We start from the raw sequence: 26,354 nt of genomic DNA, 5'->3' as shown, positions 1-26,354 counted from the left end.
GAGATTAGTAAACGCCACTTATATTGTCTTATTCAAATAATGAGTTTTTAAAATCTAAGAAATATCCTTGTGGATGAAGACATACAGGACAAGCTTTTGGAGCTTCCTTACCTACATGTATATGTCCACAATTTGTACATATCCATTGAATATCTTCATTTCTTCTGAATAAAGTACCTTCTTCTAAATCAGTAGCATATCTACCAAATCTATCACCATGAACTTTTTCTATTTCAGCTATGTTTTCAAATAATTTTGCTATAGCTTCAAATCCTTCTTCACGTGCTGTCTTTCCAAAGTTTTTATATACATCATCCCATTCTTGAAGTTCATTATGTTGTGCAGCTTTAAGATGTTGTTCTGTTTTGTCATATAAATCTACAGGGTATGCTCCTGATATACTTATATTTTCACCAGAAAATTCTTTTAATTTAGTAAAGAATTGTTTTGCATGTGATTTTTCTTGGTCAGCAGTATAATTAAATAAAGATTCTATTATATACAACCCTTCTTTTTTTGCTACAGATGCAGAAATATTATATCTATTTCTGGCTTGACTCTCTCCTGCGAAAGCTCTCAATAAATTTTCTTTAGTTTTACTATCTTTTAAATTCATATTCTACCTCTCTATCACAATAAATTTTTACAATATTTAAATCTTTTTATTTATTATTCCAATAGAAGATATAATTATGCTAAATTTGGTCAGCATTTTTAAAATTATCGTTGATTTTTTTTAAAATTCTAAGAAATTCTTGTTTCTCATTTTCTGTAACATTATGGTATGCTGTTTCTTTCACTTGTGTTGAAATACTGTTAAAAGTATCTTCTATAAGTAATGCTTTTTTTGTAAGGTTTATATATGTAATACGCTTGTCATTGGCACATTTTTGTCTTTCTATATATCCTAGATTTATGAGTTTATTAACTAACACTGTAACAGTGGATTTATCCTTTCCTATTTTAGTTGCAATTTCCTTCATTGTAAGTATTCCATTGTTTTCATAAAGTGCAGTTAAAATATTTCCATGAGTAGGTATCAATTCATCCAGACCATTTTGACTAAGTTTATTTTCAATGAATTTAACCATATTAGCTTTTGTTTTACTTATGAAATGTATAATATATTTATCTTCCATAAATTAATCTCCAATCTTTAATTTATTTAAATTAGTTTGACATAAAACTATTTATAAACTATAATTAGTTTAACATAAAACTAATTGTATTGGGAGGAAATTTATGAATAAAAAATTTAAATCATTATATATTACAGAAGAAGAAGGCAGTTTTAAGAGAAATATAATTGAAAGAGAAATAGATTCATTACCAGAAGGAGAAGTTATAATAAAGGTAAAATATTCTTCTCTAAATTATAAAGATGCACTTTCTGCAAATGGAAATAAAGGTGTTACTAGAAAATATCCTCATACACCAGGAATTGACGCATCTGGAATAGTAGAATCTAGTAGCTGTGATGATTTTAAAATTGGAGATGAAGTTTTAGTAACAGGTTATGATTTAGGTATGAATACTTCTGGCGGTTTTTCAGAATATATAAGAGTTCCCTCTAATTGGGTAGTGAAACTTCCAAAAAATCTTTCATTGAAAGAAGCAATGGATTATGGTACAGCAGGATTTACAGCAGCTTTATCTGTATACAAATTTATAAACTCTGTAGATAAGGATATGGGAGATGTATTAGTTACTGGTGGTACAGGAGGAGTTGCAGTAATTGCAGCTAAAATATTGATTAAATTAGGTTATTCAGTTGTAGTTTCAACAGGAAAATTAGAAGAACAAAAAGAAGTATTATTGAATTTAGGTGTTAAAGATGTTATACATAGAACAGAAGCGGATGATAACTCAGGTAGACCTCTACTTAGACCGAGATGGGCTGGAGTAATAGATACAGTAGGAGGTAATACTTTATCAACAGCAATAAAGACAACTAAGTATTGTGGAGCAGTGACAACTTGTGGTAATGCAGGTGGAATTGAGTTTACAAGTTCAGTGTATCCATTTATTTTAAAGGGAGTTACTTTATATGGTATAGATTCTGTAGAATGCCCAATGGATGTAAGATTAAAGATATGGGATTTATTATCTAATGAATGGAAATTAGATGATTTAGAAGATATGGTAAATGTAGTATCATTAGAGGAATTAAATAATAGTATAGATTTAATAATGGCAGGAAAGCATGTAGGAAGAACAGTAGTTGATTTAGAAAAAATGTAGATAGTTAAATTAAATTTATAAATTTAATTTTAGAATATTAGGAAAAAATGAGATACCTTAAATTTATTTAAGGGTATCTCATTTTGATTTTTATGTAAAAGATTATTCATGAACAATTAATTCAAATACATCAGGTCTTGAATAGTGGCCTTCTGAGTCAAAATCTAGTCTACTAAGAACTATCTTTTCTAGGTCTAAATCAGCTATTAACATATCTTCCTTATTGAAAATAGGTCCTGCTACATATTTTCCAAATGGGTCAACTATACAGCTTCCTCCTGGACACATAATTTCTGGTTCTACATCTAATTCTTTATAGTAATTAAGGTCAGTTGGATACATATTTTTTTCAACATATTGATTACATCCAATAACATAACATCTTCCTTCTAAAGCAATATGTTTCATAGTTGATTGCCATTCTTCTCTTGAGTCTGCAGTAGGAGCTATATAAAGTTTTACTCCCTTAGCATAAAGAGCTGTTCTAGCTAATGGCATATAGTTTTCCCAACAAATCAAGCCCCCCATTTTTCCATATGGAGTATCAACTACTGTAAGAGTACTTCCATCTCCTTCGCCCCAAATACATCTTTCTGTTCCTGTAGGTTTAAGTTTTCTATGTCTACCGATAAGTTTACCTTCTGGAGAGAAAAATAAGTTTGTGCAATAAAGAGTACAGTTTATATCATTGCCATCTCTTTCTGTTATACCCATTGATAAGTATACTCCTGCTTCTTGAGCTGCTTTTCCTAATAAATCTGTTGTAGCACTGGGAACTGGCACAGAATTATCATAGTATCTTTTCCAATCTTCTCTACCTTCCATTGTTCTACTTCCAACAACAAATCCAAATGAAAGACCTCTTGGATATGCAGGTATGAATGCTTCTGGAAAAACTACAATATTTGCCCCTTTTTTACCAGCTTCTTTAATTAATCCCAATGCTTTTTCAACTGTTTTTTCTAAATCCATTATGACTGGTGATGCTTGAACTACAGCAATTCTTACATTTTTATTTTCTTTGTTCATAAAAAACCTCCTGAGAATATTTAAATTTATTGATTTGAACAGACTACATCAAATGATTTTGATAAATAAAGTATTTATATTCTGAATAATGATGTAACTGTATACTTAAAATGATACATCATGATTTGAAAAATTACAATTGTGCAAAAACAATCAAGTGCAAATATTTAATCTCACTATTTTATAAAGCTTTTTAGCAATATAAAGACTGTTGAATTGTCTTATTTATAATGAATAGTATTTATTTCTTAGCGAACAATAATTAAAAATAAAACTTTTGAGTGAATAAAGTCTAAAGAAACAAATTTAATACAACATAATATAATTAAAAAGAAAACAATGAAGAAAATTTATAAAAATAGATAGCTTAAGGAGAATTTTATGAAAGAAAAAATTTATTACAATGGAAATATAATCACAATGGAAGATTCAATATGTGGAGATGCTATTCTCATAAAAGATAAAATAATAAAAAAGATAGGAACAAAGGAAGATATACTTGCTTTAAAAAATAAAGATACAGAAGTTATAGATTTAAAAGGTAAGACATTGATGCCTTCTTTTATTGATTCACACAGTCACTTGATAGCTTTTGCTACTACACTAAAGTTAATTCCTTTAGAAGATGCAACTAGTTTTAAAGACATAATAAAAAAAATACAGGATTTCAAAGAGAAAAATAATATAAAAAAAGGTGAATGGATAATTGGATTTTCATATGATAATAATTTTTTAGAAGAAAATAGACATCCAGACAAAGATGTACTTGATAGTGCATCTTCGGAAAATCCAATACTAATTTCACATGCTTCTGGTCACATGGGAGTTGCAAACACTCTAGGATTAAAGCAACTTGGTGTTACTCATGAAACACTGGACCCAGAAGGTGGACATATTGGAAGAGTAGAAGGAAGTAAAGAACCAAATGGATATTTAGAGGAAAATGCCTTTTTTAATGTATCATCTAAAATAAAACAACCATCACCAGATGAGATTTTTAAATCAATTGAAAAAGCTCAGGACATATATCTAAGCTATGGTATTACAACAGCCCAAGAAGGTTTAATGGCAGAGAATCAATTTAACCTTCTAAAAGCAATGGCGAGTCAAAAAAAATTAAAGATGGATATTGTAGGATATGTGGATTTGAAAAAAAGTAAGTCTGTAGCAGATGAAAATAGAGGTTTTATAAAAAAATATACGAATAGATTTAAAATAGGTGGATATAAGATATTTTTAGATGGTTCTCCACAAGGTAAGACAGCATGGTTAACTAGACCATATGAAAATTCAGATGATGATTATTGTGGATATCCTATATATAAAAATGAAGAAGTAGAGAAATTTATAAATACTTCATTAGAAGAAAAAATGCAACTTTTAACTCATTGTAATGGAGATGCAGCAGCAGACCAGTTGATAGATTCATTTGAAAAGGTTTTAAGCTTAAAAGAAGAAAATAGTAAAAATGATGTAAGACCAGTTATGATACATGCTCAAACAGTAAGAGAAGACCAAATTGATGATATGAAGAGAATAAATATGATACCTTCATACTTTGTAGCTCACACATACTACTGGGGTGATATCCATATCAAAAACCTTGGAGAAGATAGAGCTTTTAAGATTAGTCCACTTAAAACAACTATAGAAAAAGGTTTAATTTACACTCTACATCAAGATACACCAGTGATAGCTCCTAATATGCTTGAAACAGTATGGTGTGCTGTTAATAGAATTACAAAAAGAGGTGTGCAAATAGGAGAAAATGAAAAGATAAGTCCATTAGATGCTTTGAAGGGTATTACTATAAATGCAGCATATCAATATTTTGAAGAAGATAAAAAAGGTTCAATTAAAGAAGGTAAATTAGCTAATTTGATAATATTAGATGAAAATCCACTTACAATCGACCCTACGAAAATAAAAGATATTAAAGTACTAAAGACTATAAGAGAAGGAGAAGTATTATATTCTTTAGAATAGAGGAAATTCATATGAGATTGTTACTATATAAAAATAGACTTAAATAATAAAGAGGTAGAACTAAATAAAATTATGGTTAAATCAACGATTTATTAGATTAAAAATTTAGCAGTGTAATTTTATTAATTCTACCTTCTTAAACAAATATCAATCTATTGAGCTATCTATGTAGTAGGTCAGATAATCAAGTAAATAATAGTTTATGAAACAACTATGTATATTACTTTACTTTCAATTTCATTAGGATTTCCCCATTGATGTCTCATGCCAAAGGGAATTTTGACACTATCCCCTTCATTTAGCTGGAATATATCATCTTCTAAGCTAAGTTGGACACTTCCTTTAAGAATATATGCAACTTCATCTCCATCATGGCCATTTTTTTCTTTACAATAAGATTTAGGAGCTAAGTTCATAATGGCAAACTCAAATTCATTAAGTGGATTGTTTGACAACATTTCATATAAAATATCTTTTGAGTCTGGCATAATTAATATTCTTCTTTGATTATTTCTCACAATTAGCTCTAAATTATCTATAGAAGGAATAAAAAAATTGACTAATGGTACATCTAAAGCATTTGAAATTGATTTTAAAAAACTTATAGATGGATTTACACTTCCTTTTTCAATTTGACTTATTAATGAAGGTGTAACTTTAATTAGTTTAGACAAGTCTTTTATACTGAGATTCTTTTTTTTTCTACATAAAGTCAATTTATTACCTATACTTGAATCGTTCATTTAAATCCTCCTATCAAAATAAATGATATATAGAAAATTATATCATAAGGCAAAAAAATTTATATAAAAGCGAATAATTATATAAGATTGATAAATAAAAAGTCAAAATAGATAATTGATTAGCAAAATTGATATAATTATAATGAAGTTAATTATAGAAATGGTGAATAAAAGTTAAATTATATTAATTTAATTAAATATAATTTGACAATGTATAAAAAAGTGAGTAAAATATAACTAAATAAATGAAAAAAATAAATAGGTTCGGATAAAACAAAAAAAGATTTCTTAACCTCAGACAGAAATATATTATCAAAGTTATTTGAGATTAAGAGACAACATCCAATCTTAAGTACTGAGGAGGAAAAAATGCTTGATATAAAAAGAATAAGAGAAAATTTAGATTGTATAAAAAAAGCTATGGAAAGAAGAGGTGAAAAAGCCTTTAGTCTTGATGAAGTAGTTAAGTTAGATGATGAAAGAAGAAAAATACTTCAAGAAGTTGAAGTCATGAAAAATGAATTAAATACATCATCTAAAAATATACCAAATCTTATAAAAGAAGGTAAAGATGTAGAAAACGAAAAGGCTAAGTTAAAAGAGTTATCTGATAAGATTAAAGTTATAGACCAAAATCTCAAAGAAGTAGAAGATAAGATGGAATATCTATTGATGAGAATCCCAAATGTGCCACATCCAGAAGTTCCACAAGGTGAAACTGATGAAGATAATGTTGAGGTAAGAACTTGGGGAGATACTACTAATTTTGACTTTAAATCTAAAGCTCATTGGGAAATAGGAACAGAACTAGGTATACTTGACTTTGAAACAGCAGGTAAAATAACTGGTTCAAGATTTACTCTTTATAGAGGATTAGGAGCTAGATTAGAAAGAGCTTTATTAAATTTTTATTTAGATACAAATACAACCGTTAATGGATATACAGAAGTTATTCCACCATTTATGGCAAATAGAAATAGTTTTCTAGGTACAGGACAATTACCTAAGTTTGAAGAAGATATGTTTAAAATAGAAGGACTTGACTATTTTCTAATTCCAACATCAGAAGTTCCTTTGACCAATATACATGCTAATGAGATACTTAGATTTGAACAATTACCAATAAATTATACAGCCTATACTCCATGCTTTAGGTCAGAAGCTGGTTCTGCTGGAAGAGATACAAGAGGATTGGTAAGACAACATCAATTTAACAAAGTAGAAATGGTTAAAATAGTAGCACCAGAAGAATCTTACAATGAGTTAGAAAAGCTTACTAATAATGCCGAAACAATGCTACAATTGTTGAAATTACCATATAGAGTAGTGAAGATATGTACAGGTGATTTAGGATTTACGGCTTCTTTTAAATATGATGTAGAAGTTTGGATGCCAAGCTATAATAGATATGTTGAGATTTCATCTTGTTCAAACTGTGAAGATTTTCAAGCTAGAAGAGCAGGAATAAGATTTAAAAGAGATAAAGATTCTAAAGCTGAATATGCACATACATTAAATGGATCTGGATTAGCTATTGGAAGAAGTGTCGCAGCTATATTGGAAAATTATCAACAAGAAGATGGCTCTGTAGTTGTTCCAGAAGTTTTGAGAACATATATGGGAGTTTCTATTATTAGATAAGGGTCAAATTATGTACTTTTGAATAATACAATAAACTAGAATCAATTAAAAAATAATAATGAATATAAAAAAGTGTACAAACTAATGAATATTGATATAGTAAGCTATCATATGAAAGAGTATGTACACTTTTTTATTTACTATATTTATTGAGAAATAAATATAAATAATTTACAAGCAGAAAGGAATCTTTTATGAAAATTCAAAAGACAGAGTGGGGATATATTGAATGGAAACATACTTATGATGAAAATAATCCGAAGCAGGCTATGAATATATATATTGCAGTAACTATGCAAGGGAAAAAACACTTTAATCATGTTCATTATGGTCAAGAACAGATGATATATATTTTAGAAGGGGAAGGTTTGTATATCATAAATGGAGTATGGAAGCCATTTTATCAAGGGATGATTTTTTATATAGAATCTGGTAGTACACATGAAACTATAAATACAGGTGATAGACCAATAAAAGAACTTATTGTTTCAAATAATGTAAATGATGTAGGAGAAAGTGAAGTTATAGATATTAATCCTAATAATTATCTGAAGAAAACTTTAATAAATTATAGCGAAAGCACTTTAAATTTATATGCAGCAATAGAATCAATTCGTGGTCAATTTATAGACCCATTCAAAATTCCATTAATTATATATGATGACTCATGGAATATAGTTTTAAAAAATCCTTATTTCCCTCTATTTTGTTTTGAAAAATGTAATCCTATGAAATTTCCTCAAAACTGTGATTGTATGAATCAAAAAAGTAGTAACCAATTTGTATGTAAATATGGGATAACAATATATAATATTCCAATACTATATAAAAATAATAGTATAGGTGTTATAAGGGGTGGTTATGTATTATTATCTGATTTAAATTTAGATACAACACATAGTAATTTATATGATATACCAGAGGGTGCTGCTAGAAGTATAAAGCGTCTCTTAAAGCAAATATCTAAAAATATAATAAATTTTTGTTCATTCAATGACATAAGAAAGGATTTACAAGAAAAAGAGAAGACTATTGCAAGAACATATCATTATGGAGAGCAACTTGAAATGAATTTAAAGGTAGCTCAAGACATGGTTACTAACTTAAGAATAAATCATCATTTTTTATTTAATACCCTAAATTCAATGGCAAGTATAGCACTTGATGATGGTAGTTATGATTTATATAGTGCAATAATAGATTTATCTAAAATGTTTAGATATACAATGAGGTCTGATTTACGCTTTGTGGAACTAGAATCAGAAATATTATATATTAAAAATTATTTAAACTTACAGAAATTACGCTATGGAGATGCACTTAAAGTAAATTATCTTATTCCTAAGGAGTTATATAATATTTCTGTACCTTTTAACTTTATTCAGCCTATTGTAGAAAATGCCTTTACACATGGATTTAGAGATATTGATACAGAAAAAAGAGTCGAAATAATTGCAAGACTAGATTCTGATTATGCTATTATAGAAATTCATAATAATGGAACTATTTTAGATGAAAATAGTATAGACAAAATAAAGGCGGGTATTCATAGTAATAATGGTCATGGATTGTCTTTAATATATACAAAATTTATGTCTGCGTATGGGAATGATTTTGACATGGATATAAAATCAAGTGATAAAGAGGGGATTTACATAATGATTAAAATTCCTATTGAAAATTGTAAGGAATATGTATAGAGCTTATTTAAAATTAATAAGTTTTATAAATGTTAAGAAATATATTAGATATTTTTATGTTGTTTTATATATCTTACTTTTTTATATTATTAAGCTAAAAGGGAGGAATTCTCATGAGAAGAGCACTAATAATAGATGATGAAGAAGCTGTTTTAAAAATAATAACACACTTTATAGAAATGAAAGATATGCCAATAAAGATTGTTGGTAAAGCAACATCTGGTGACGAAGCAGTAGATAAAATAATTGATTTAGAGCCAGACATAGTGTTTATAGATATTCAAATGCCAATATATAATGGGTTAGAAGTGATAGAAAAAACATCTCATCTATCTAAAAAAATAAACTTTGTGGTAATAACTGCTTTTAATTATTTTGAATATGCACAAAAAGCCTTGAGATTAAATGTGAAAGATATACTCCTTAAACCATTAGACATGAACGAGTTTAATAAGTCTGTAGAAAATATTATTGGTTATCAATATACGAATAATAATTTATTGAATGAAATCCTAGAGTATATAAACTTAAATTATAGTAAGGATTTAAAGCTAAATGATTGTGCCAAATTGTTTTTAACTAATCCATCCAATATATCTAGGATTTTTAAAAGTAATTTGAATACAACTTTTATATCATATTTAAATCATATAAGAATAGAAAAATCAATTGAGTTACTTGAAAATACTACAAAAAGTATAAATGAGATTGCAGAAATGGTTGGTTACAATAGTCTAAATAATTTTTACAAAAACTTTAAGATAGAAAAAGGAATGACTCCCAAAGTATATAAATTGAATACTAAAAATTGAAATTGATAAATAAAAAGTCAATATAGATAATTGTTTGAGTGTGTCTGAATAAGTATACTTTAATTATAGAAAAAATTAAAGCGCTTTAAACATATTTAATAACATTAAACCTTATAAAAGCTGTACCTATTTATATAAAAAAATATATATAAATAAAAATAAAAAGATATACAAAATAAAAAAAGTAAATCAAATACTATTCAAAAAAGACAGAATTTTCATTTAATTTACTGGGAATTTATATTTGTTAAGGAAGGTAACTTTATAATGGAGGTAATTTAATATGTCAGACAAAGTGAATGTGAAAAATATTATCTATATTGCAGGGGCTTATTTAGCAACAGCAATTGGTTCTGGCTTTGCTACAGGTCAAGAAATACTCCAATTTTTCGCCTCCCAAGGTTATATGGGTCTAGTTGGAGCATTAATATCAATGGTGTTATTTTCATTTCTTGGTGCTGAAGTTATAACTAGAGGTAGAGAATTAAAACTTAAAGAACCAACAAGAATTTATACCTTTTATTGTGGAAAGATTTTAGGAAAATTTTATGAATGGTTTAGCCCAATCTTTTTATTTGGAATTCTTATAGTAATGATTTCAGGAGCAGGCTCAACTTTAACTGAATATTATGGCATAAATCCTTATTTGGGAAGAGTTTTAATGGCTATTGCTACACTAATTACAGTGTCTATGGGTCTAGAAAAATTAGTAGGTATACTTGGGCGTATTGGACCAGTAATAGCAGTATTTACAATTGCTGTTGGGTTAATAAGCTTATTCAAGCATTTAGATGGATTATCCATGGTTGGAGAAGCTATGAAGAATATTGAAGTTACAAAAGCATCAGGAAGTCCAATAGTTTCAGGTGTAATATACAATACATTAAATATTATTGTAATGATTGTCTTTTTAACAGGTATGGGAGCTTCGATTGAAAGTAAAAAGGATGCTTTCTGGGGAGGCCTATTAGGTGGAGTAGTATTTATGACTGCTGGAATAGTTATGTATCTGGCTATGATTTCAGATATAGGAAATCTATATATGAAAGAAATACCATCACTTTATTTAGCAGATAATATAGCTCCTATTGTAGGTGTATTTTTCTCAGTTGCACTTATATTAGGTATTTATACAACAGCTGTTCCACTTTTATGGTCTGTAACTAATAGAATAGTTGAAGATGAACACCCTAAATTTAAACTTGTAACAACAGTAATAGCTATTTTGGCTTGTATAGGTGGCTTTTTACCATTTGGTAAACTAGTAAATGTTTTATATCCATATACAGGTTATATGGGACTTTTAATTTTAGTTTGTATGGTGTATAAAGCAATTACATGTAGAGAAAAATCAACACAAAGTCAGGAATAGAGGAACTCATTAATAGTTTCTAGTTAAAGAAATTTTTCATATAATCTTAATTGAAAAAGTCAAAATAGTTAAATAAATTGCAAGATATGATAATATATTTAATTAAAATAATGTAGTAAAATATAAATATAAACAAAGTTAAATTAAATTTATAAAAAATATCTTTATAAATATTAGTAACTTATATAATTTGTAGTTAAATTAACAAAAAAATTAAAAAAATAAAATTTTGGAGAGGTGTTAGTATGCATGAACTTATTTTAATCTCAGAAAAGTATAAAGAAGATATTTTAGATTTTTTTACAGATATTCATATGCACCCCGAATTAAGTTTTAAAGAATTTAGGACTACAAAAGCTATAAAAGATTTGTTAGTAAGTTTAGGTATAGAGATATTAGACCTAGGAATGGAGACAGGAGTAGTAGGATTATTAAAAGGAAAATATGATGGTCCTACAGTAGCATTAAGAGGAGATATTGATGCTTTACCAATATATGAAGAGGTTGATATTGGATACAAATCAAAATATGATGGTATAATGCATGCTTGTGGACATGATATACATACGTCTTGTCTTGTAGGATGTGCATATGTATTGTCTCACATTAAAGATAGTCTTCATGGAAATGTAAAGTTTATATTTCAACCAGCAGAAGAAGTCAATAAAGGTGCGAAGATGCTAGTTGAAAGAGGAGTAATGGAAAATCCAAAAGTTGATGCTATATTTGGTCTTCATAATCACCCAGATATACCTTGTGGAAAAGTAGGAGTTAAGTTAGGTGGATTAATGGCAGCAGTAGATACTATTAGGATAGAAGTAAATGGCTTTGGAGGTCATGGAGGTATACCAAATAGAACAATAGATCCTATAGTAGCATCAAGTGCAATTATAATGGGTATTCAAACTATAGTAAGCAGAAACATAAGTCCATTAGAATCAGCTGTTATATCAATAGGTACTATAAATGGAGGAACTGCAAATAATGTAATTTCAGAAAAAGTAGATATGACAGGTACATGTAGAAGCTTTAGTAATGAAGTACGAAAGAAAATATCTGAAAATTTGGAAAATATAGTTTGTGAGATAGCTCGTGGATATCAAGCAACTGCAAAGTTAGATTATTTATTTGATCTACCAGCTGTTATAAACAGTAAAGAGATGTACACAATAGCTTATAAGTCTGTATGTGATTTGTATTCAGAAGATGCTATAGTTGATCCAATACCTTCCACAGGAGGAGAAGATTTTTCTATATTTATGGAAAAAGCACCAGGATTTTTTTACTGGTTAGGAGTAGGTAACAAAGAACAAGATTGTATGTATCAATGGCATAATCCTAAATTTAAAGCTGATAAAAATTCTATATTAGTAGGTACAAATGTACTATGTCAGTCTGTTATAAATTATATGGATAAATTTAAAAAATAAAATTTAAGATAGAATGTTTCTGGAGATAAAGTTTATGGGGGTGATTAGTTTGAGTAAAATTAATTCACAGGAAAAAAACAAAGATAGTGGATTATTGATGAGAGCATTAAATGTTGTAGAGAGAGCAGGAAATAAACTTCCAGACCCAGTAACCATATTTTTATTACTATGCATAATTGTTTTAATATTGTCAGCGGTTATATCTAATTTAGGAGTAGAAGAAATACATCCTTCTACAAAAGAAGTTGTAAAAGTAGTAAATCTATTAGAAAAAGAGCAGATTCAATCCTATTTAGGTAGTATAGTTACAAACTTCCAGTCATTTGCTCCATTAGGATTAGTATTAGTTACAATGCTTGGAGCAGGTGTTGCTGAGAAATCTGGATTTATGGAAGTGTTAATGAAAAAGGGGATAAGTAAAGTTCCACAAAAACTTGTAACTGTAGCAATTGTATTTGCAGGTATGTTATCACATACAGCAGCAGATGTAGGATTTATAATATTACCACCACTTGCAGCACTTGTGTTTTTAGGGATTGGAAGACATCCTCTTGTAGGTATGTTCGCAGCTTTTGCAGGTGTTGCAGGAGGATTTGCAGCAAATGTTATGCTTAGCACTACAGATGTATTGCTAGCTGGATTTACAATACCAGCAGCTCAAATGATGGACCCATCTTACCAAGGTAATCCAGCAATGAACCTTTATTTTGCTTTTATATCAGCAATAGTTTTAACTTTTGCAGGAGCATTTGTAACTGAGAAATTTATAGCTCCTCGTTTTTCAAAATATAATGATTCAACAAATGATAAGGATGTGCAAGAATTAAGTGAACTTGAAAATAAAGGTATAAAATATGCTTTATTATCATTGTTAGTTGTTGTGGTAGTGATAGTTGCCCTATGCATAGGTGAAAATGCATTTATGAAAGATCCAGAGAATGGTTCTATACTATCTAGTAATGCACCTTTAATGAAAGGCATAGTCCCTATAATCACTATCATATTTTTAACTCCAGGATTAGTGTATGGAAAAGTAAGTAAGAAGATAAAAAATGACAAAGAATTAGTATCTATGATGGGTAGTAGCATGAGTGATATGGGTGGATATATAGTCCTAGCATTTATAGCATCTCAGTTTATTAATTTATTTAATCTTAGTAACTTAGGTACAATTTTATCAATAACAGGAGCAAAATTACTGGCAGAATCGGGGATACCTAGTTATGGATTGATAATAGGATTTATATTGTTATCCGGATTTATCAACTTATTTGTAGGAAGTGCTTCTGCGAAATGGGCGATTTTAGCACCTATATTTGTTCCTATGTTTATGCTACTAGATTTCAACCCAGCATTAACTCAAATAGCTTATCGTATTGGAGATGCTTCAACAAATCCAATAAGTCCACTTTTCCCATATTTCCCAGTTATATTAGCTTTTGCTAGAAAATATGATAAGGATATAGGTATAGGTACTGTCATATCGAATATGATTCCATACTCAGTAGCATTTACATTAATAGAAATAATAATATTATTGCTATTCATGGGTATTGGCATACCATTAGGACCTGGTGGAGGAATATCTTACATTTTATAGACATTTATAATAAATTTATTAATAAAGATTAAACCAATAAAATATATGCTTTAATTAAGAGGAGGATTAGTATGTTAAAAACAACAAAAATTTCAGACCCAGAGTTATATAACATTGTGGCTGGGGAGTTGGTTAGACAAGAGCATAATATTGAAATGATAGCTTCTGAAAGTACAGCACCAACAGAAGTACTTGAATTAAGTGGATGTGTATTTACAAATAAAACTGAAGAAGGTTATCCAGGGGCTCGTTTTCAGGCAGGTTCTGAAGAAGCAGATAAACTTGAAACTTTAGCAATTAAGCGTGCAAAGGAAGTATTTGGAGCAGAACATGTAAATGTACAGCCGTATTCAGGTTCTACAGCCAACTATTGTGTATACTCATCAATACTAAAACCAAATGATATTGTTTTAAGTATGCGTCTTGACCAAGGTGGACATTTAACACATGGTAGCACAGTTAATTTTTTACATGATATTTATAAATATGAATTTTATGGAGTAGACCCAAGTACTGGGCGCATAGATTATGATGCTCTTGAAGCAAAAGCAAAAGAATGTAAACCAAAACTGATAATTGCAGGAGCAAGTTCATATCCAAGATTAATAGACTATGAAAGAATATCAAAGGTTGCAAAAGAAGTAGGGGCTTACTTCATGGTAGACATGGCACATGTTGCAGGATTGGTAGCAGCAAAAGTAATTCCTAGTCCTGTACCTTATGCAGATTTTGTTTCTTCATCTACAACAAAAACTTTCTGTGGACCAAGAAGTGGTATTGTACTTTGCAAAGCTGAACATGCAAAGAAACTTGATAAAGGTGTTTTCCCAGGAACATTAGGTTCTATACATCTTAATACAGTTGCAGCAAAAGCGTTTTCACTATTATACTTAAGTACAGATAAATTTAAAAAAATAATGGAACAAGTGGTAGTAAATGCTCAGACTTTAGCATCTGAACTTATTTCACATGGTTTTAGTATTGTAAGTGGAGGAACTGATAACCATATAGTTATGGTTGATTTAAGAAGCAAAAATCTTACAGGAAAGCAATTTGAAAAAGCTCTTGAATATGTAGGAATAACTGTTAATAAAAATGTTATACCTGATGACCCACAGTCACCATTTATAACTAGTGGTGTTCGTATAGGTCTTACATCAATATCTCAAAGAGGTCTTAAAGAAAAAGAAGTTATAAAGATAGCAGGAATAATGAATAAGGTAGCAGATAATATTGATAATAAAGAAGTATTAGATGATTGTAAAGTAGAAGCCCAAGAGCTTATATCTAAGTTTCCATTATATCCAGAAGGGTATTTTGAAGATTAAATATATTGATTTATATAACCCACAGCTTATAAATCCTATAACAACCTAATAATATATAATTACTATAAGGGGATGCCTCAAAATAAAAATTTGAATCATCTCCTCTTTTTGTACAAAAAATAAAAAAATAATTTCTAAGAACTTCTAATCTAGATGATACTTGCTCTGTAAAAAAGCAAAAACTAGATTATAATTGTGGCAAAAACAGGTATGTTATTGTCAACAAGAGATAATCATATAATCAACTTAAATACTTATGAAACACAAATTGATATCTCATTGTGGAAAGCCATACTTGCGTGTTATAATGTTATAAAAAATAAATTTGGAGTAATGTCATGATTGAAAACTACGCTTTGTGTGAAATTGAGGAATTAAAGAGAAAAATACATGAAAACATTAATGTAAATGATGATGTTGTTTGTGGGCTTTGTGATAAACTGATTTCGCTTGCAAAAGAAAATAAAGATTGGCAAAGTGTGGCTTTTGGATATGTATGGCGTGCTGATTATTATTTCTATGTAGAACCAAATATGAAATGTGTATCAAAAGAATTGGAGTATGCACAAGGGTATATCAATGAAAAGAATCCAAGTGAATTATTAGAAAAGTTTTATGCACTATATAGTTTACTTTTTTCAAATTCGTATGATAAACAATCTGCATTTAAATACACTTTAAAAGCCTTGGATATTTCCGAAAAATTAGGCATCAAATACCGCATTGGTGTAAATTATGGAAATATTAGTGCTTATTATTTGGATTATGAATTATATGATGAAGCATTATTTTATTTATATAAAGCAATGGATGTATTACGTTCTCTGCCAGATACAAAACCACGTTTTTTGCGAATGCTATTAATTAATTTCGTTAATGTATATTTAAAGTTAGGTAGGCTTGAATTGATGAAATTAACTATTAAAGAACTGAGTTCACTTCCATTTGAAGAGAAAGATTTAAAATTATATGTTGATTATGCATATTTACTTTATTATTCAGAGATGAAGGATGAAGAAAAGAGTTTATTTTATTTACAAGAAATGTTGAATGATGGAATTATGACTTTTCCAAATCGTATTTATATCATAGAGTTTTTGATGAATGCATTGGAATCAATGATACATATTAATAATAAAATAAAATCAAGTGAATTATTACAATTCTTACGAGAGTTAATAAAAGAAGATGAACCAGAGCCTTTATTGAAATTGTGTAAGTTGAACATTCAGTACTCACAGAAATTTGAGACAAAACAAGAATTATATTACCATTATCATGAGTATTACGATTTATATTTAAAAGCACAGGCAAAAGCAAATCTACTAAAAGTAGAAGGTTTACTTGCAAAAATTGAATTAAATGACACTTATACTAAGTATAATCAATCAAAAAAAGTACTAGAAGAATTGTATGACCTTGTAAATTATGATGAATTGACCAATATATACAATCGTTATTATTTTAATATTAAGCAAGATGAAATTCTCAATAGCAACAAATATACAAATATTGGCCTTGCAATATTTGATATTGATTACTTTAAAGAATATAATGATTATTATGGTCATTTAGCAGGTGATGAAATATTAAAACAAGTAGCGAGTATTTTAAAAGAGAAGGCAAATGAACAAATGGCAGTCTTTCGTTATGGTGGTGATGAGTTTGTCTGTCTTAGTTGGGATTTGAACTTTGAACAAATGGATGACTATGTAAATAAGATAAAAGAAACAATAAAAGAAAAAAATATTGAACATATACATTCACGATGTGCAAAAATAGTAACATTGTCAATTGGATATGGTAATAAGATAGTATCAACTAAAGTTGATGTACTTAATTTATTTGATGAAGTAGACAAAGCATTATATATTGTAAAGAATAATGGTAGAAATAACTCTAAATCAATACTTTCTATGGAAGGGGTGCATAATGAATAACTATAATATACTATTTGAACAAATTCAATTGATAATTGAACGAATTCAGCACCATTTCGAACACAATCTTAGATTTAATAAACGTGACTGTGATAGATTATTGATGATATCAGAACAGTTAAACTATTTCTATGGACAAGCATTAGCTCATGTGTATTTAGCACAATATTTTCAAAGAAAATGGAATATAGATGCTTATAATTTTCATTCAGAGAAGGCAAGAGAACTTTCTGAGAATAAAAACTATTTTGATATTTTAATTGAATATTTTAAAATAGAAGGTTTACGGAATATTACTATTTGTGATGAAATAACAGCGCTTACTACATATTTAAAAGGGACTCAAATTGCTTATAAAATTAAAGATAAAAAATCATGCGCTATTTTCTATAACAATATTGCAGAGATATTTTACACAAGTGGGGTATATACAGTTGCAGAGAAATTCTACACAAGAGCATTAGATGTTATAAAAGATGTTCCTGTAAAAAATGTTGTTTTTTATTATAAAACTATACTGATTAACCTATTACACCTTTATTGTGTCCAAGGAGAGCTGGATAAAGCTAGAAAATATCATGAGAAATGTTTAAGTGTAAAATGTGATGTTGGCATTTTACCTTTGTTATTTATAGAAGGGGAAATACGTCTTCTATTATTAGAAAATAAGGAGATAGAAGCAGTACATAAAATAGATGATTTGATGAAAAGGTTGATAGAAAGTAAAGAGGATGCGTTTTTGCTGAAATCTATTTATCTGAATTTGATGGAATTTTTACTTTTATTAAAAAAGGAAAAAAATGCAGTATGGTGTTTAAAACAACTAGATATACTGTATAAAAATACAGACCAGAATATAATGATAAAGATTCAAGAATTACATGTTCAATATGCAATTTTATTTGGACATGCAACTGATGAACTTTATGAAACTTTTTATGAGACTATATTAAAAAGAGAAATGGCAAGCAAAATATTGATGCGTGAAAGCTTTAAAAGTCTTATTTCTCTATATGAAACAGAAAAAGAACAGAATCTTATGTTGGAAAAGCAAGCCAGTTTACAAACAGTAGCAGATATAGATGAACTTACAAAAATCTATAATCGAAGATACAGCAGTAAACTGATTAGTAAATTAATTCAAGATGAGGATACTTTATCCATTGGATACGTGATGGTTGATATCGATTTCTTCAAAGAATATAATGACTACTATGGTCATTCAAAAGGTGATGAGGTAATAAAAGAAGTTGCTACTTTATTAAAAAAAAATTTGCCAGATAATGCTTTTGCTACACGATATGGAGGAGATGAGTTCACATGCATACTTGTCGATAGAAGTGATGATGAAATTATTACATTTGTTAATTCAGTTCAAAAAGAGTTGAAAGATAAAAATATTGTACATTTAAAAAGTAAAAATTCTAAACAACTTACTTTGTCTTTTGGAATATATAATGAGATGCATGTGCATGGCTGTGATGAGTTAACTCTTATTAAAAAGTCTGATTTAGCTTTATATCAATCCAAAAATAAGGGAAGAAATGTATATACAATTTATAAATAAAGGAGCCAATCGTGATGGAAATGGGAAATAATATCACCTCAAAATATGATACTTCATATATTTTGGAAAAATATTGTGATATAAAAAATAGCAAAGAAAAATATGTTTTAATACAGTTAAACATTAAAAATTTTCGCTATTTTAATACAAAGTATGGAAGTAAAGCAGGAGATGAAATCCTGACATTGGTCTTTCAAAAAATAATGATGTTTTTAGAAGAAAAAGAATATGCTGGATACTTATATGCAGATAACTTTGCTCTTTTGTTAAAGTGTGATGACTCTAATTATCTTATATATGAACGATTGATACCATTAATAGACATATTGTATCGCATAGATGATGAGCGAATTTATAGAAACCTTTTTATGTCTATGGGTATTTATGTGATTATTAATCAAAAAGTCGCATTTTATGATGCATTAAATTATGCGAACCTGTGTAGGAAAGAAAGTGAAACTTTATTTAATAGAAGTTCTTGTATAGAACTGTATGATGATTCTTTTTATAAGAGTTATATGAATCGTATGAAACTGGAAATAGAGACAGCTGATGCATATAAAGATTATGAATTTGTTACATATCTACAACCCAAAGTTAGCCTAATAAGTGGAGAAGTTATAGGTGCAGAGGCACTACTTCGTTGGTTTGATAAGGATGGAAATAGTATTCCATTATATAAATTTCTTCCTATTTTAAACCAAAATGGCTATATTGTATTAATTGATATAGATACTTTTGAACAGATGTGTCAGTATCTGGACACAAGAATAAAAAACAATAAAAAGGTTGTACCAATCAGTTTTAATATTTCAAAGTCACACTTTTATGATCCAAAGATTGTTCAAGACTATATTGATGTGTTTGAAAAATACAATATTCCAAAGCATTATATTGAAATTGAATTTATGGAATCAATTTCTTTAAATGATACTGAACGTCTGAAAAAAATAGTATCAGATTTTAAGGAATATGGGTTTACATGCTCACTAGATGATTTTGGTGATGGATATTCTTCCTTTAATGTATTACTTAATGCCCGTTTTGATATTATCAAGATGGACCGTCAGTTTTTTTTAAACAACTTAAATGGTAATAGTAGTTTAGTAATAAAGACCATTATAGATTTAATTCATTCTTTAAATATGAAAGTGATTGCTGAAGGTGTAGAGTATAAAGAGCACATAGAGTGTTTGAAAGAATATGGGTGTGATATGGTTCAAGGCTATTACTACTATAAACCTATGTCAATTGATTCGTTTAATACGATATTGGATTCATAGGGTGACTTTAAGGAATTATAAAAATTAATTATTTGTGAGGGGGAGAAATATGAGATTTAAAAAGATTATAACTCTATTAGTAGTAGCTATGCTTGCACTTAATTTGGTTGCATGTGCTACATCTAAGTCAGGAGATACCACACAAGGTTCAGTATTTCAGGGTACTCAAGAAAAGGACATGGTAACATTAAATATTACGTCAGAGCCTTCAGAATTGAATCCAATGACGATGATTGATACTATTTCTCAAAGTATTCTATATCATTGTATGTCTGGGTTTACAAAGTTGAATGAGAAGGATGAACCAGTAGCTGATTTAGCAGAAAGTTGGGATATAAATGATACTGACACAACTTACACAATGCACTTGAAAAAAGATGCAAAATGGTCAAATGGAGACTTAGTAACTGCAAACGATTTTTACTATTCTTGGGTTACGCAGATGAAACCTTCTACTGGAAGCATATTTGCTGCATATCTATATAAGAATATTAAAAATGGAGAAGCATTCTATAAAGGAGAAGTTGACGAATCTCAGCTTGGCTTAAAGGTATTAGACGATTACACATTAGAAATCCAATGGTCTCATCCAATGACTAATGGTTTGTTTTATTTGTCACAGCCATACTTCTTGCCGATAAATCAGAAGGCTTATGAGGAAATTGGTGATAAACAGTATGCTAAGGATGCTAATAAAATGGTGACAAATGGAGCATATAAAATAACAGAATGGGTTCATGATGACCATATTACGATGGAGAAATCTGAGGAATATTATAATGCATCAAAAATTAATATTCCTAAAGTGAAGCTGGTTATGATAGGAGATGCAAATACTAGTTTGAATGCATTTACTGCTGGAGAAATTGACCTTTGTAACTTATATAATGAGCAAATTAAACTTGTGAAAGAAAAAAGTAAAGATGCTGTTCAATCATATATAGATGGAGGGTCTTGGTATTTAAGCTTTAATACACAAGATAAGTATCTTTCTAATATAAACTTGAGAAAAGCGCTTGCTTATTCTATTGATGTGCAGAGTCTGCTTGATAATGTAATTAATGATGGTTCTATAGCAGCCGATGGTTTTGTACCAGATGTTATAAAAGGTATTGATGGTAAAAGTTATGCAGAAAAACGTGGTAGCCTATTTAAGCATGACAAAGGTAAAGCAAAGGAATATCTCGATAAGGCATTACAAGAACTTGGCATAGACAAAAAAGATATTAAACTTGTATTTTGGGCATCAGATACAACATATAATCAGAATCAGGCTGCCTATCTGCAACAACAATGGAAGGAAAATCTTGGACTGGATGTAGAACTTAAATTTACAGCAGTGAAAGCTTTGTCTGAAGCAATGACAAATGGTGATTATAGTTTTGCAATGGATGGTTGGGGACCTTCTGAAAATGATGCAATTACATTTTTGGAGAACTATACAACAGAAAATATGAATAATCATGTAAAGTATTCCAATCCAAAGTATGATAAGTTGATTGAGGATTCTATTAATGAGAGTGACCCTAAAAAACGTCAAGAGATACTTATACAGGCAGAAAAAATTCTAATAGATGATATGGTTATAGGGCCAATGTATTTTACATGTACTACTTATGCTATTTCTGATAAATTGGTTGGTTTAGTACGTACACCATTTCAGTTCTTTAACATTTTAAATGCACATATTAAATAAAAAACAGGACAGGAGTAGAGAATATGTCTTTACAAATGAGATATATCGGTAAGCGACTTCTTTATGCAGTACTTACTGTTTGGGTTTTGATTTCTATTACATTTTTACTGATGCAGATGCTTCCAGGAGACCCTTTCTCTGGTGTCAAGGTACTTAATCCTGATGTAAAGGCTGCTTTAGACACAAAGTATGGTCTGGATAAGCCTGTATTGGAGCAGTATGGAATATATGTGAACAACTTGATACATGGAGACCTTGGTTCCTCAATTGTCTCTGGTCGCCAAGTAACAGATATCATAGCCCAGGCATTCCCTGTTTCTCTAGAACTGGGAATACGGGCGTTGATTTTTACAATTATTTTAGGTGTTTTGTCAGGGATAGCAGCAGCTTTGAAGCATAGGACAAAGTGGGATACATTGACGATGATTTTGGTACTTCTTGGAGTATCTGTTCCATCATTTATTATGGGAGCATTGTTACAATATTTTTTTGGAATCATGTTATTTCAATTTACTGGTATTCATTTTTTTGCAATTATAGGATGGGGAAGTGAAAATAGTAAGATTTTACCTGCATTCGCGCTTGCTTTTGGCTCTATGGCAAGTCTCGGAAGGTTAATGCGCTCTAGTATGCTTGATGTACTTAGTCAAGATTATATTCGTACAGCAAAGGTGAAAGGAATTAAGAAAAAAGACATTATCCTTCATCATTGTCTACGTAATGCATTAATGCCAGTAATAACAGTTCTTGGTCCTATGACAGCAGTACTGTTGACTGGGACGTTTGCTGTGGAATATGTATTTTCTATACCAGGTCTTGGAAAATACTTTGTAAATTCAGTACAGGCCAATGACTATCCAGTAATTATAGGAACAACATTGTTCTTTGGTGTGTTTCTTGTGTTATGTAACTTAATTGTAGATATTTTGAACAGTTATATAGACCCCCGTGTAAGATTAGGAGGTGAGGAAAATAGATAGTAGTAAAAAAATACTTGTTAATGAAGACTTTGCTTTTGTTGATGGTGGTAATTCAGAGGTGGATAATAATAAGCTAGTATGCCCATCGATGAGTTTTGCGAGAGAGACTATATCCATATTGTATCATAATAAAATTGCAGTAGTATCGTTTATAATGATGCTTATTCTGATTATAGGTTCAGTGTGTATCCCAATATCTTGTAATTTTGATTTTGCATCTCAGAATGTGGCATATGCAAATAAACCCTTTCTTAGCAAAGACCCAAGTAGTGGCATTACTCATATATTTGGTACAGATAATCTTGGGCGTGATGTTTTTGTACGTATTTGGTATGGGACACGAGTATCACTCCTAGTAGCAGGAGTGGTTGTTATTATAGATGGTATAGTAGGAGTAGTATATGGTAGTATTTCTGGATATATAGGTGGAATGGTTGATAATGTAATGATGCGTGTATTGGAAATTATTGGTGGCATTCCATATCTTGTTGTTGTTCTTTTACTTATGGCAGTTCTTCCACAGGGAATTGGAACACTGATTATAGCTTATACTCTTGTGGGATGGACTAGCATGGCACGATTGGTGAGGGTTCAGGTAGTTTCTCTCATGGAGAAAGAATTTATAATTGCTGCAAAAATTACTGGAGCAAGTATGGGACGAATTATTTTCTGCCATCTAATTCCGAATATGTTAGGTATAATAATTGTACATATGACATTGAGTGTTCCAGAAATTATATTTACAGAAGCATTCTTATCAATGTTGGGAATGGGGGTTCCACCACCATATCCGTCACTTGGAATCATGGCAAATGAAGGTATTGCTGTTTTTCAAACTTATCCAATAAGGTTTGCAGTGCCAGGACTATTCATTTGCATGATAATGCTTTCTTTCAATCTCTTAGGAGACCAACTTCAAGATGCTCTAAATCCTAGATTAAGGAGATTTGCTGATTATGGAAGATATTCTAAGAATTAAGAATTTAAATGTATCTTTTGATATATATGATGGAACAGTAAATGCAGTTCGAGGTGTTTCACTCACTATGAACAGTGGGGAGATTCTTGCATTAGTGGGTGAAAGTGGTTGTGGTAAAAGTGTAATGGCACAGTCAATTTTGAAGTTGAATCCTTCACCACCAGCTAAAATTATGGGTGACGAATTGAAACTTATGGATTTTGATATTTTGAATGCATCAGAAAAAGAGATGGAGCAAATAAGAGGTAATTTAGCTAGTATGGTTTTTCAAGACCCTTTAACTTGTTTGAATCCCACAATGAAAGTAGGTAAACAGATTACAGAATCACTATATCGAAAAGAAAAAATGTCATTATCTGATTGTAAGCAAGAGGCAGTTAGATTACTTGAAATGGTACAAATACCAAATGCTGTGCTACAAGCAGAACAGTACCCTCATCAATTTTCAGGAGGGATGCGACAACGTGTAATGATTGCTATGGCTTTGGCATGTAATCCTAAATTACTTATTGCAGATGAACCTACAACAGCCCTCGATGTTACTACACAACTGAAAATCTTGAAACTTATTGCAAAAATTAGAAAAGATATGGGTACAACTGTCCTGTTGATTACTCATGATTTTGGTGTTGTGGCAAATTTAGCAGACCGTGTAGCAGTGATGTATGCTGGAAAAATTGTGGAAGAAAGTAATGTAAAAGAACTTTTCAATAGAGCAGTACATCCATATACACAGGCATTATCAAGAACACTTCCTACCTCAGGTGACATAGGTAAACGGATATCTATATTGGGAAGTCCACCAAATTTATCTAATTTGCCAGTAGGTTGTTCTTTTTCGAAGAGATGTCCATATTGTATGCAGATTTGTTTAAGAGAAGACCCACCTTTGTTTGAGGTGTCAAATAGTCATAGTGCTTCTTGTTGGCGCCTACATGAAAGTTTTCCAAAGGAGGAATTGAATGATGGAAAAATTACTTGAATTAAATGATGTATCCAAAAGCTTCTCTTTAGGAAGAAAACATAAGAATATTGCTGTTAATCATGTGGACTTAACTATTTATAAAGGTGAGACTTTAGGTCTTGTTGGAGAATCTGGTTGTGGAAAATCAACTCTTGCAAGAGTAATTATGGGTGTATATCCATCAAGTGAAGGTGAAATATTATTTCAAGGTAAAAAGCTAGAACTACATAGACAGAGTGCAAGAAAGGCATTTGCACAACATACACAAATGATATTTCAGGACCCATACATGTCTTTAGACCCATATATGACAGTAGAATCTATTATTGTGGAGAATTTGAAAGTCCATAATATGTTGGATAAAGATGCAAGGACACAAAAAGTATATGAATTGCTAGAAATGACTGGTCTCTCACGAGAACATGCAGGACGTTTTCCACATGAATTTTCAGGAGGACAAAGGCAAAGGATTAATATTGCACGTGCACTTGTAGTTCAGCCAAACTTCATTATATGTGATGAGCCAGTGTCAGCACTTGATAATTCTATTCAAAGTCAGATTATAAATCTTTTATATAAATTAAAGATGGAACTTGGTCTTACTTATCTATTCATTTCACATGACTTGAGCATGGTACGTTATATTTCTGATAGGATTGCTGTAATGTATGCTGGTAGAATCGTGGAAATTGGAAATGCTGAGGAGGTTTACAAGACACCTTTACATCCATATACACAGATGCTTTTGTGTGCAGTTTTGACTCCAAATCCTAAGGATGGAAATATACTGGAGGAAGAAATAGATGTACAAGACGAAAGTGAAAATATTTTAAATTGTGAAAAAGGATGTCCTTTCGTGAAGCGTTGTAAAGTTTCAACAGAACGTTGTGTAAAAGAAATGCCTAAATTATTTGAATACAAGCAGAATCATTTAGTTGCTTGTTATATGACAAGTGAATGACTTAGTTATTATAAAAAAGTAATAAAAAATAACATATACAAATTCAAAATAGGAGTTGAACTTAAAATTTGATTTGAAAAAATCAATTTTGAGACAACTCCT

General features: G+C 29.8%; 21 protein-coding genes and 1 pseudogene. 18 read left to right on the top strand and 4 right to left on the bottom strand.

The window, feature by feature from the left end; genetic code table 11:
• Positions 1-28 precede the first annotated feature (28 nt).
• Both rbr and ACTG47_RS15560 read right to left on the bottom strand, forming a co-directional pair.
• Positions 29-616, bottom strand: coding sequence for a rubrerythrin (gene rbr, locus ACTG47_RS15565; protein WP_479925218.1), 588 nt, complete (start codon positions 614-616; stop codon positions 29-31).
• A gap of 79 nt (positions 617-695) precedes the next feature.
• The gene (locus ACTG47_RS15560; protein ID WP_479925217.1) at positions 696-1,139 is read right to left on the bottom strand and encodes a MarR family winged helix-turn-helix transcriptional regulator; all 444 of its coding nucleotides are present in this window, start codon (positions 1,137-1,139) and stop codon (positions 696-698) included.
• Positions 1,140-1,242: 103 nt separating this feature from the next.
• Here ACTG47_RS15560 and ACTG47_RS15555 point away from each other — a divergent pair, with 103 nt between their 5' ends.
• Complete coding sequence (locus tag ACTG47_RS15555; protein ID WP_479925216.1) at positions 1,243-2,241, top strand: YhdH/YhfP family quinone oxidoreductase; 999 nt, start codon at positions 1,243-1,245, stop codon at positions 2,239-2,241.
• 102 nt (positions 2,242-2,343) lie between these two features.
• On the opposite strand, the gene ACTG47_RS15550 is transcribed toward ACTG47_RS15555, so the two are convergent.
• Complete coding sequence (locus ACTG47_RS15550) at positions 2,344-3,270, bottom strand: carbon-nitrogen hydrolase family protein (protein ID WP_169465079.1); 927 nt, start codon at positions 3,268-3,270, stop codon at positions 2,344-2,346.
• A 381-nt stretch (positions 3,271-3,651) separates the two neighbouring features.
• Here ACTG47_RS15550 and ACTG47_RS15545 point away from each other — a divergent pair, with 381 nt between their 5' ends.
• Positions 3,652-5,256 (top strand): amidohydrolase, encoded by a 1,605-nt coding sequence (locus ACTG47_RS15545; RefSeq protein WP_479925215.1) that lies wholly within the window; start codon positions 3,652-3,654, stop codon positions 5,254-5,256.
• Positions 5,257-5,456: 200 nt separating this feature from the next.
• Here ACTG47_RS15545 and ACTG47_RS15540 read toward each other — a convergent pair whose 3' ends face one another.
• Entirely contained in the window at positions 5,457-5,999 is a 543-nt protein-coding gene (locus tag ACTG47_RS15540; protein ID WP_479925214.1) for a helix-turn-helix domain-containing protein, read from the bottom strand.
• A gap of 369 nt (positions 6,000-6,368) precedes the next feature.
• On the opposite strand from ACTG47_RS15540, the gene serS reads away from it, so the two are divergent.
• The 16 genes and pseudogenes from serS (at position 6,369) to ACTG47_RS15460 (ending at position 26,252) form a co-directional block, all read left to right on the top strand.
• Positions 6,369-7,640, top strand: a complete 1,272-nt coding sequence (gene serS / locus ACTG47_RS15535) for a serine--tRNA ligase (protein ID WP_479925213.1) — start codon at positions 6,369-6,371, stop codon at positions 7,638-7,640.
• Between the two features lie 194 nt (positions 7,641-7,834).
• Entirely contained in the window at positions 7,835-9,340 is a 1,506-nt protein-coding gene (locus tag ACTG47_RS15530) for a histidine kinase (RefSeq protein WP_479925212.1), read from the top strand.
• Between the two features lie 113 nt (positions 9,341-9,453).
• Entirely contained in the window at positions 9,454-10,152 is a 699-nt protein-coding gene (locus ACTG47_RS15525; protein WP_479925211.1) for a response regulator transcription factor, read from the top strand.
• A 283-nt stretch (positions 10,153-10,435) separates the two neighbouring features.
• The gene (locus ACTG47_RS15520) at positions 10,436-11,524 is read left to right on the top strand and encodes a YkvI family membrane protein (RefSeq protein WP_479925210.1); all 1,089 of its coding nucleotides are present in this window, start codon (positions 10,436-10,438) and stop codon (positions 11,522-11,524) included.
• A 245-nt stretch (positions 11,525-11,769) separates the two neighbouring features.
• The gene (locus tag ACTG47_RS15515; RefSeq protein ID WP_479925209.1) at positions 11,770-12,954 is read left to right on the top strand and encodes a M20 family metallopeptidase; all 1,185 of its coding nucleotides are present in this window, start codon (positions 11,770-11,772) and stop codon (positions 12,952-12,954) included.
• Between the two features lie 40 nt (positions 12,955-12,994).
• Positions 12,995-14,554, top strand: coding sequence for an AbgT family transporter (locus ACTG47_RS15510; protein ID WP_479927092.1), 1,560 nt, complete (start codon positions 12,995-12,997; stop codon positions 14,552-14,554).
• Positions 14,555-14,625: 71 nt separating this feature from the next.
• The gene (locus tag ACTG47_RS15505) at positions 14,626-15,882 is read left to right on the top strand and encodes a serine hydroxymethyltransferase (RefSeq protein WP_479925208.1); all 1,257 of its coding nucleotides are present in this window, start codon (positions 14,626-14,628) and stop codon (positions 15,880-15,882) included.
• A gap of 338 nt (positions 15,883-16,220) precedes the next feature.
• The gene (locus ACTG47_RS15500) at positions 16,221-17,822 is read left to right on the top strand and encodes a GGDEF domain-containing protein (RefSeq protein ID WP_479925207.1); all 1,602 of its coding nucleotides are present in this window, start codon (positions 16,221-16,223) and stop codon (positions 17,820-17,822) included.
• Positions 17,815-19,389 (top strand): tetratricopeptide repeat-containing diguanylate cyclase, encoded by a 1,575-nt coding sequence (locus tag ACTG47_RS15495; RefSeq protein WP_479925206.1) that lies wholly within the window; start codon positions 17,815-17,817, stop codon positions 19,387-19,389. The genes ACTG47_RS15500 and ACTG47_RS15495 overlap by 8 nt, the downstream gene beginning before the upstream one ends.
• A 14-nt stretch (positions 19,390-19,403) precedes the next feature.
• On the top strand, positions 19,404-20,672 hold the full coding sequence (locus ACTG47_RS15490) for an EAL domain-containing protein (RefSeq protein WP_479925205.1): 1,269 nt from the start codon (positions 19,404-19,406) through the stop codon (positions 20,670-20,672).
• A 49-nt stretch (positions 20,673-20,721) separates the two neighbouring features.
• Positions 20,722-22,368 carry a peptide ABC transporter substrate-binding protein gene (locus ACTG47_RS15485; RefSeq protein ID WP_479925204.1) on the top strand — a complete coding sequence of 549 codons (1,647 nt, stop codon included), beginning with the start codon at positions 20,722-20,724 and terminating at the stop codon, positions 22,366-22,368.
• A gap of 23 nt (positions 22,369-22,391) precedes the next feature.
• Positions 22,392-22,679 (top strand): annotated as a pseudogene (locus ACTG47_RS15480) (ABC transporter permease); the annotation flags it as partial.
• A gap of 30 nt (positions 22,680-22,709) precedes the next feature.
• Positions 22,710-23,348 carry an ABC transporter permease gene (locus ACTG47_RS15475; protein ID WP_479927091.1) on the top strand — a complete coding sequence of 213 codons (639 nt, stop codon included), beginning with the start codon at positions 22,710-22,712 and terminating at the stop codon, positions 23,346-23,348.
• Positions 23,332-24,327, top strand: a complete 996-nt coding sequence (locus ACTG47_RS15470; protein WP_479925203.1) for an ABC transporter permease — start codon at positions 23,332-23,334, stop codon at positions 24,325-24,327. The genes ACTG47_RS15475 and ACTG47_RS15470 overlap by 17 nt, the downstream gene beginning before the upstream one ends.
• Positions 24,305-25,309 (top strand): ABC transporter ATP-binding protein, encoded by a 1,005-nt coding sequence (locus tag ACTG47_RS15465; RefSeq protein ID WP_479925202.1) that lies wholly within the window; start codon positions 24,305-24,307, stop codon positions 25,307-25,309. The genes ACTG47_RS15470 and ACTG47_RS15465 overlap by 23 nt, the downstream gene beginning before the upstream one ends.
• Positions 25,290-26,252, top strand: a complete 963-nt coding sequence (locus tag ACTG47_RS15460) for an ABC transporter ATP-binding protein (RefSeq protein WP_479925201.1) — start codon at positions 25,290-25,292, stop codon at positions 26,250-26,252. The genes ACTG47_RS15465 and ACTG47_RS15460 overlap by 20 nt, the downstream gene beginning before the upstream one ends.
• The last annotated feature ends 102 nt before the right edge of the window (positions 26,253-26,354 follow it).

The organism is Clostridioides sp. LIBA-6622, from assembly GCF_056716095.1.
Note: the sequence above shows the minus strand (reverse complement) of the source record. Positions and strands in the feature narration are given on the sequence as shown.

Excerpts from the sequence above, each read along its gene's own strand:
- ACTG47_RS15465 (WP_479925202.1), top strand. The coding sequence starts at position 24,305 with ATGGAAGATATTCTAAGAATTAAGAATTTAAATGTATCTTTTGATATA.
- ACTG47_RS15550 (WP_169465079.1), bottom strand. The coding sequence starts at position 3,270 with ATGAACAAAGAAAATAAAAATGTAAGAATTGCTGTAGTTCAAGCATCA.
- ACTG47_RS15520 (WP_479925210.1), top strand. The coding sequence starts at position 10,436 with ATGTCAGACAAAGTGAATGTGAAAAATATTATCTATATTGCAGGGGCT.
- ACTG47_RS15460 (WP_479925201.1), top strand. The coding sequence starts at position 25,290 with ATGATGGAAAAATTACTTGAATTAAATGATGTATCCAAAAGCTTCTCT.
- ACTG47_RS15505 (WP_479925208.1), top strand. The coding sequence starts at position 14,626 with ATGTTAAAAACAACAAAAATTTCAGACCCAGAGTTATATAACATTGTG.
- ACTG47_RS15500 (WP_479925207.1), top strand. The coding sequence starts at position 16,221 with ATGATTGAAAACTACGCTTTGTGTGAAATTGAGGAATTAAAGAGAAAA.
- ACTG47_RS15540 (WP_479925214.1), bottom strand. The coding sequence starts at position 5,999 with ATGAACGATTCAAGTATAGGTAATAAATTGACTTTATGTAGAAAAAAA.
- rbr (WP_479925218.1), bottom strand. The coding sequence starts at position 616 with ATGAATTTAAAAGATAGTAAAACTAAAGAAAATTTATTGAGAGCTTTC.
- ACTG47_RS15530 (WP_479925212.1), top strand. The coding sequence starts at position 7,835 with ATGAAAATTCAAAAGACAGAGTGGGGATATATTGAATGGAAACATACT.
- ACTG47_RS15545 (WP_479925215.1), top strand. The coding sequence starts at position 3,652 with ATGAAAGAAAAAATTTATTACAATGGAAATATAATCACAATGGAAGAT.
- ACTG47_RS15560 (WP_479925217.1), bottom strand. The coding sequence starts at position 1,139 with ATGGAAGATAAATATATTATACATTTCATAAGTAAAACAAAAGCTAAT.
- ACTG47_RS15495 (WP_479925206.1), top strand. The coding sequence starts at position 17,815 with ATGAATAACTATAATATACTATTTGAACAAATTCAATTGATAATTGAA.
- ACTG47_RS15485 (WP_479925204.1), top strand. The coding sequence starts at position 20,722 with ATGAGATTTAAAAAGATTATAACTCTATTAGTAGTAGCTATGCTTGCA.
- ACTG47_RS15525 (WP_479925211.1), top strand. The coding sequence starts at position 9,454 with ATGAGAAGAGCACTAATAATAGATGATGAAGAAGCTGTTTTAAAAATA.
- serS (WP_479925213.1), top strand. The coding sequence starts at position 6,369 with ATGCTTGATATAAAAAGAATAAGAGAAAATTTAGATTGTATAAAAAAA.
- ACTG47_RS15555 (WP_479925216.1), top strand. The coding sequence starts at position 1,243 with ATGAATAAAAAATTTAAATCATTATATATTACAGAAGAAGAAGGCAGT.
- ACTG47_RS15490 (WP_479925205.1), top strand. The coding sequence starts at position 19,404 with ATGGAAATGGGAAATAATATCACCTCAAAATATGATACTTCATATATT.
- ACTG47_RS15515 (WP_479925209.1), top strand. The coding sequence starts at position 11,770 with ATGCATGAACTTATTTTAATCTCAGAAAAGTATAAAGAAGATATTTTA.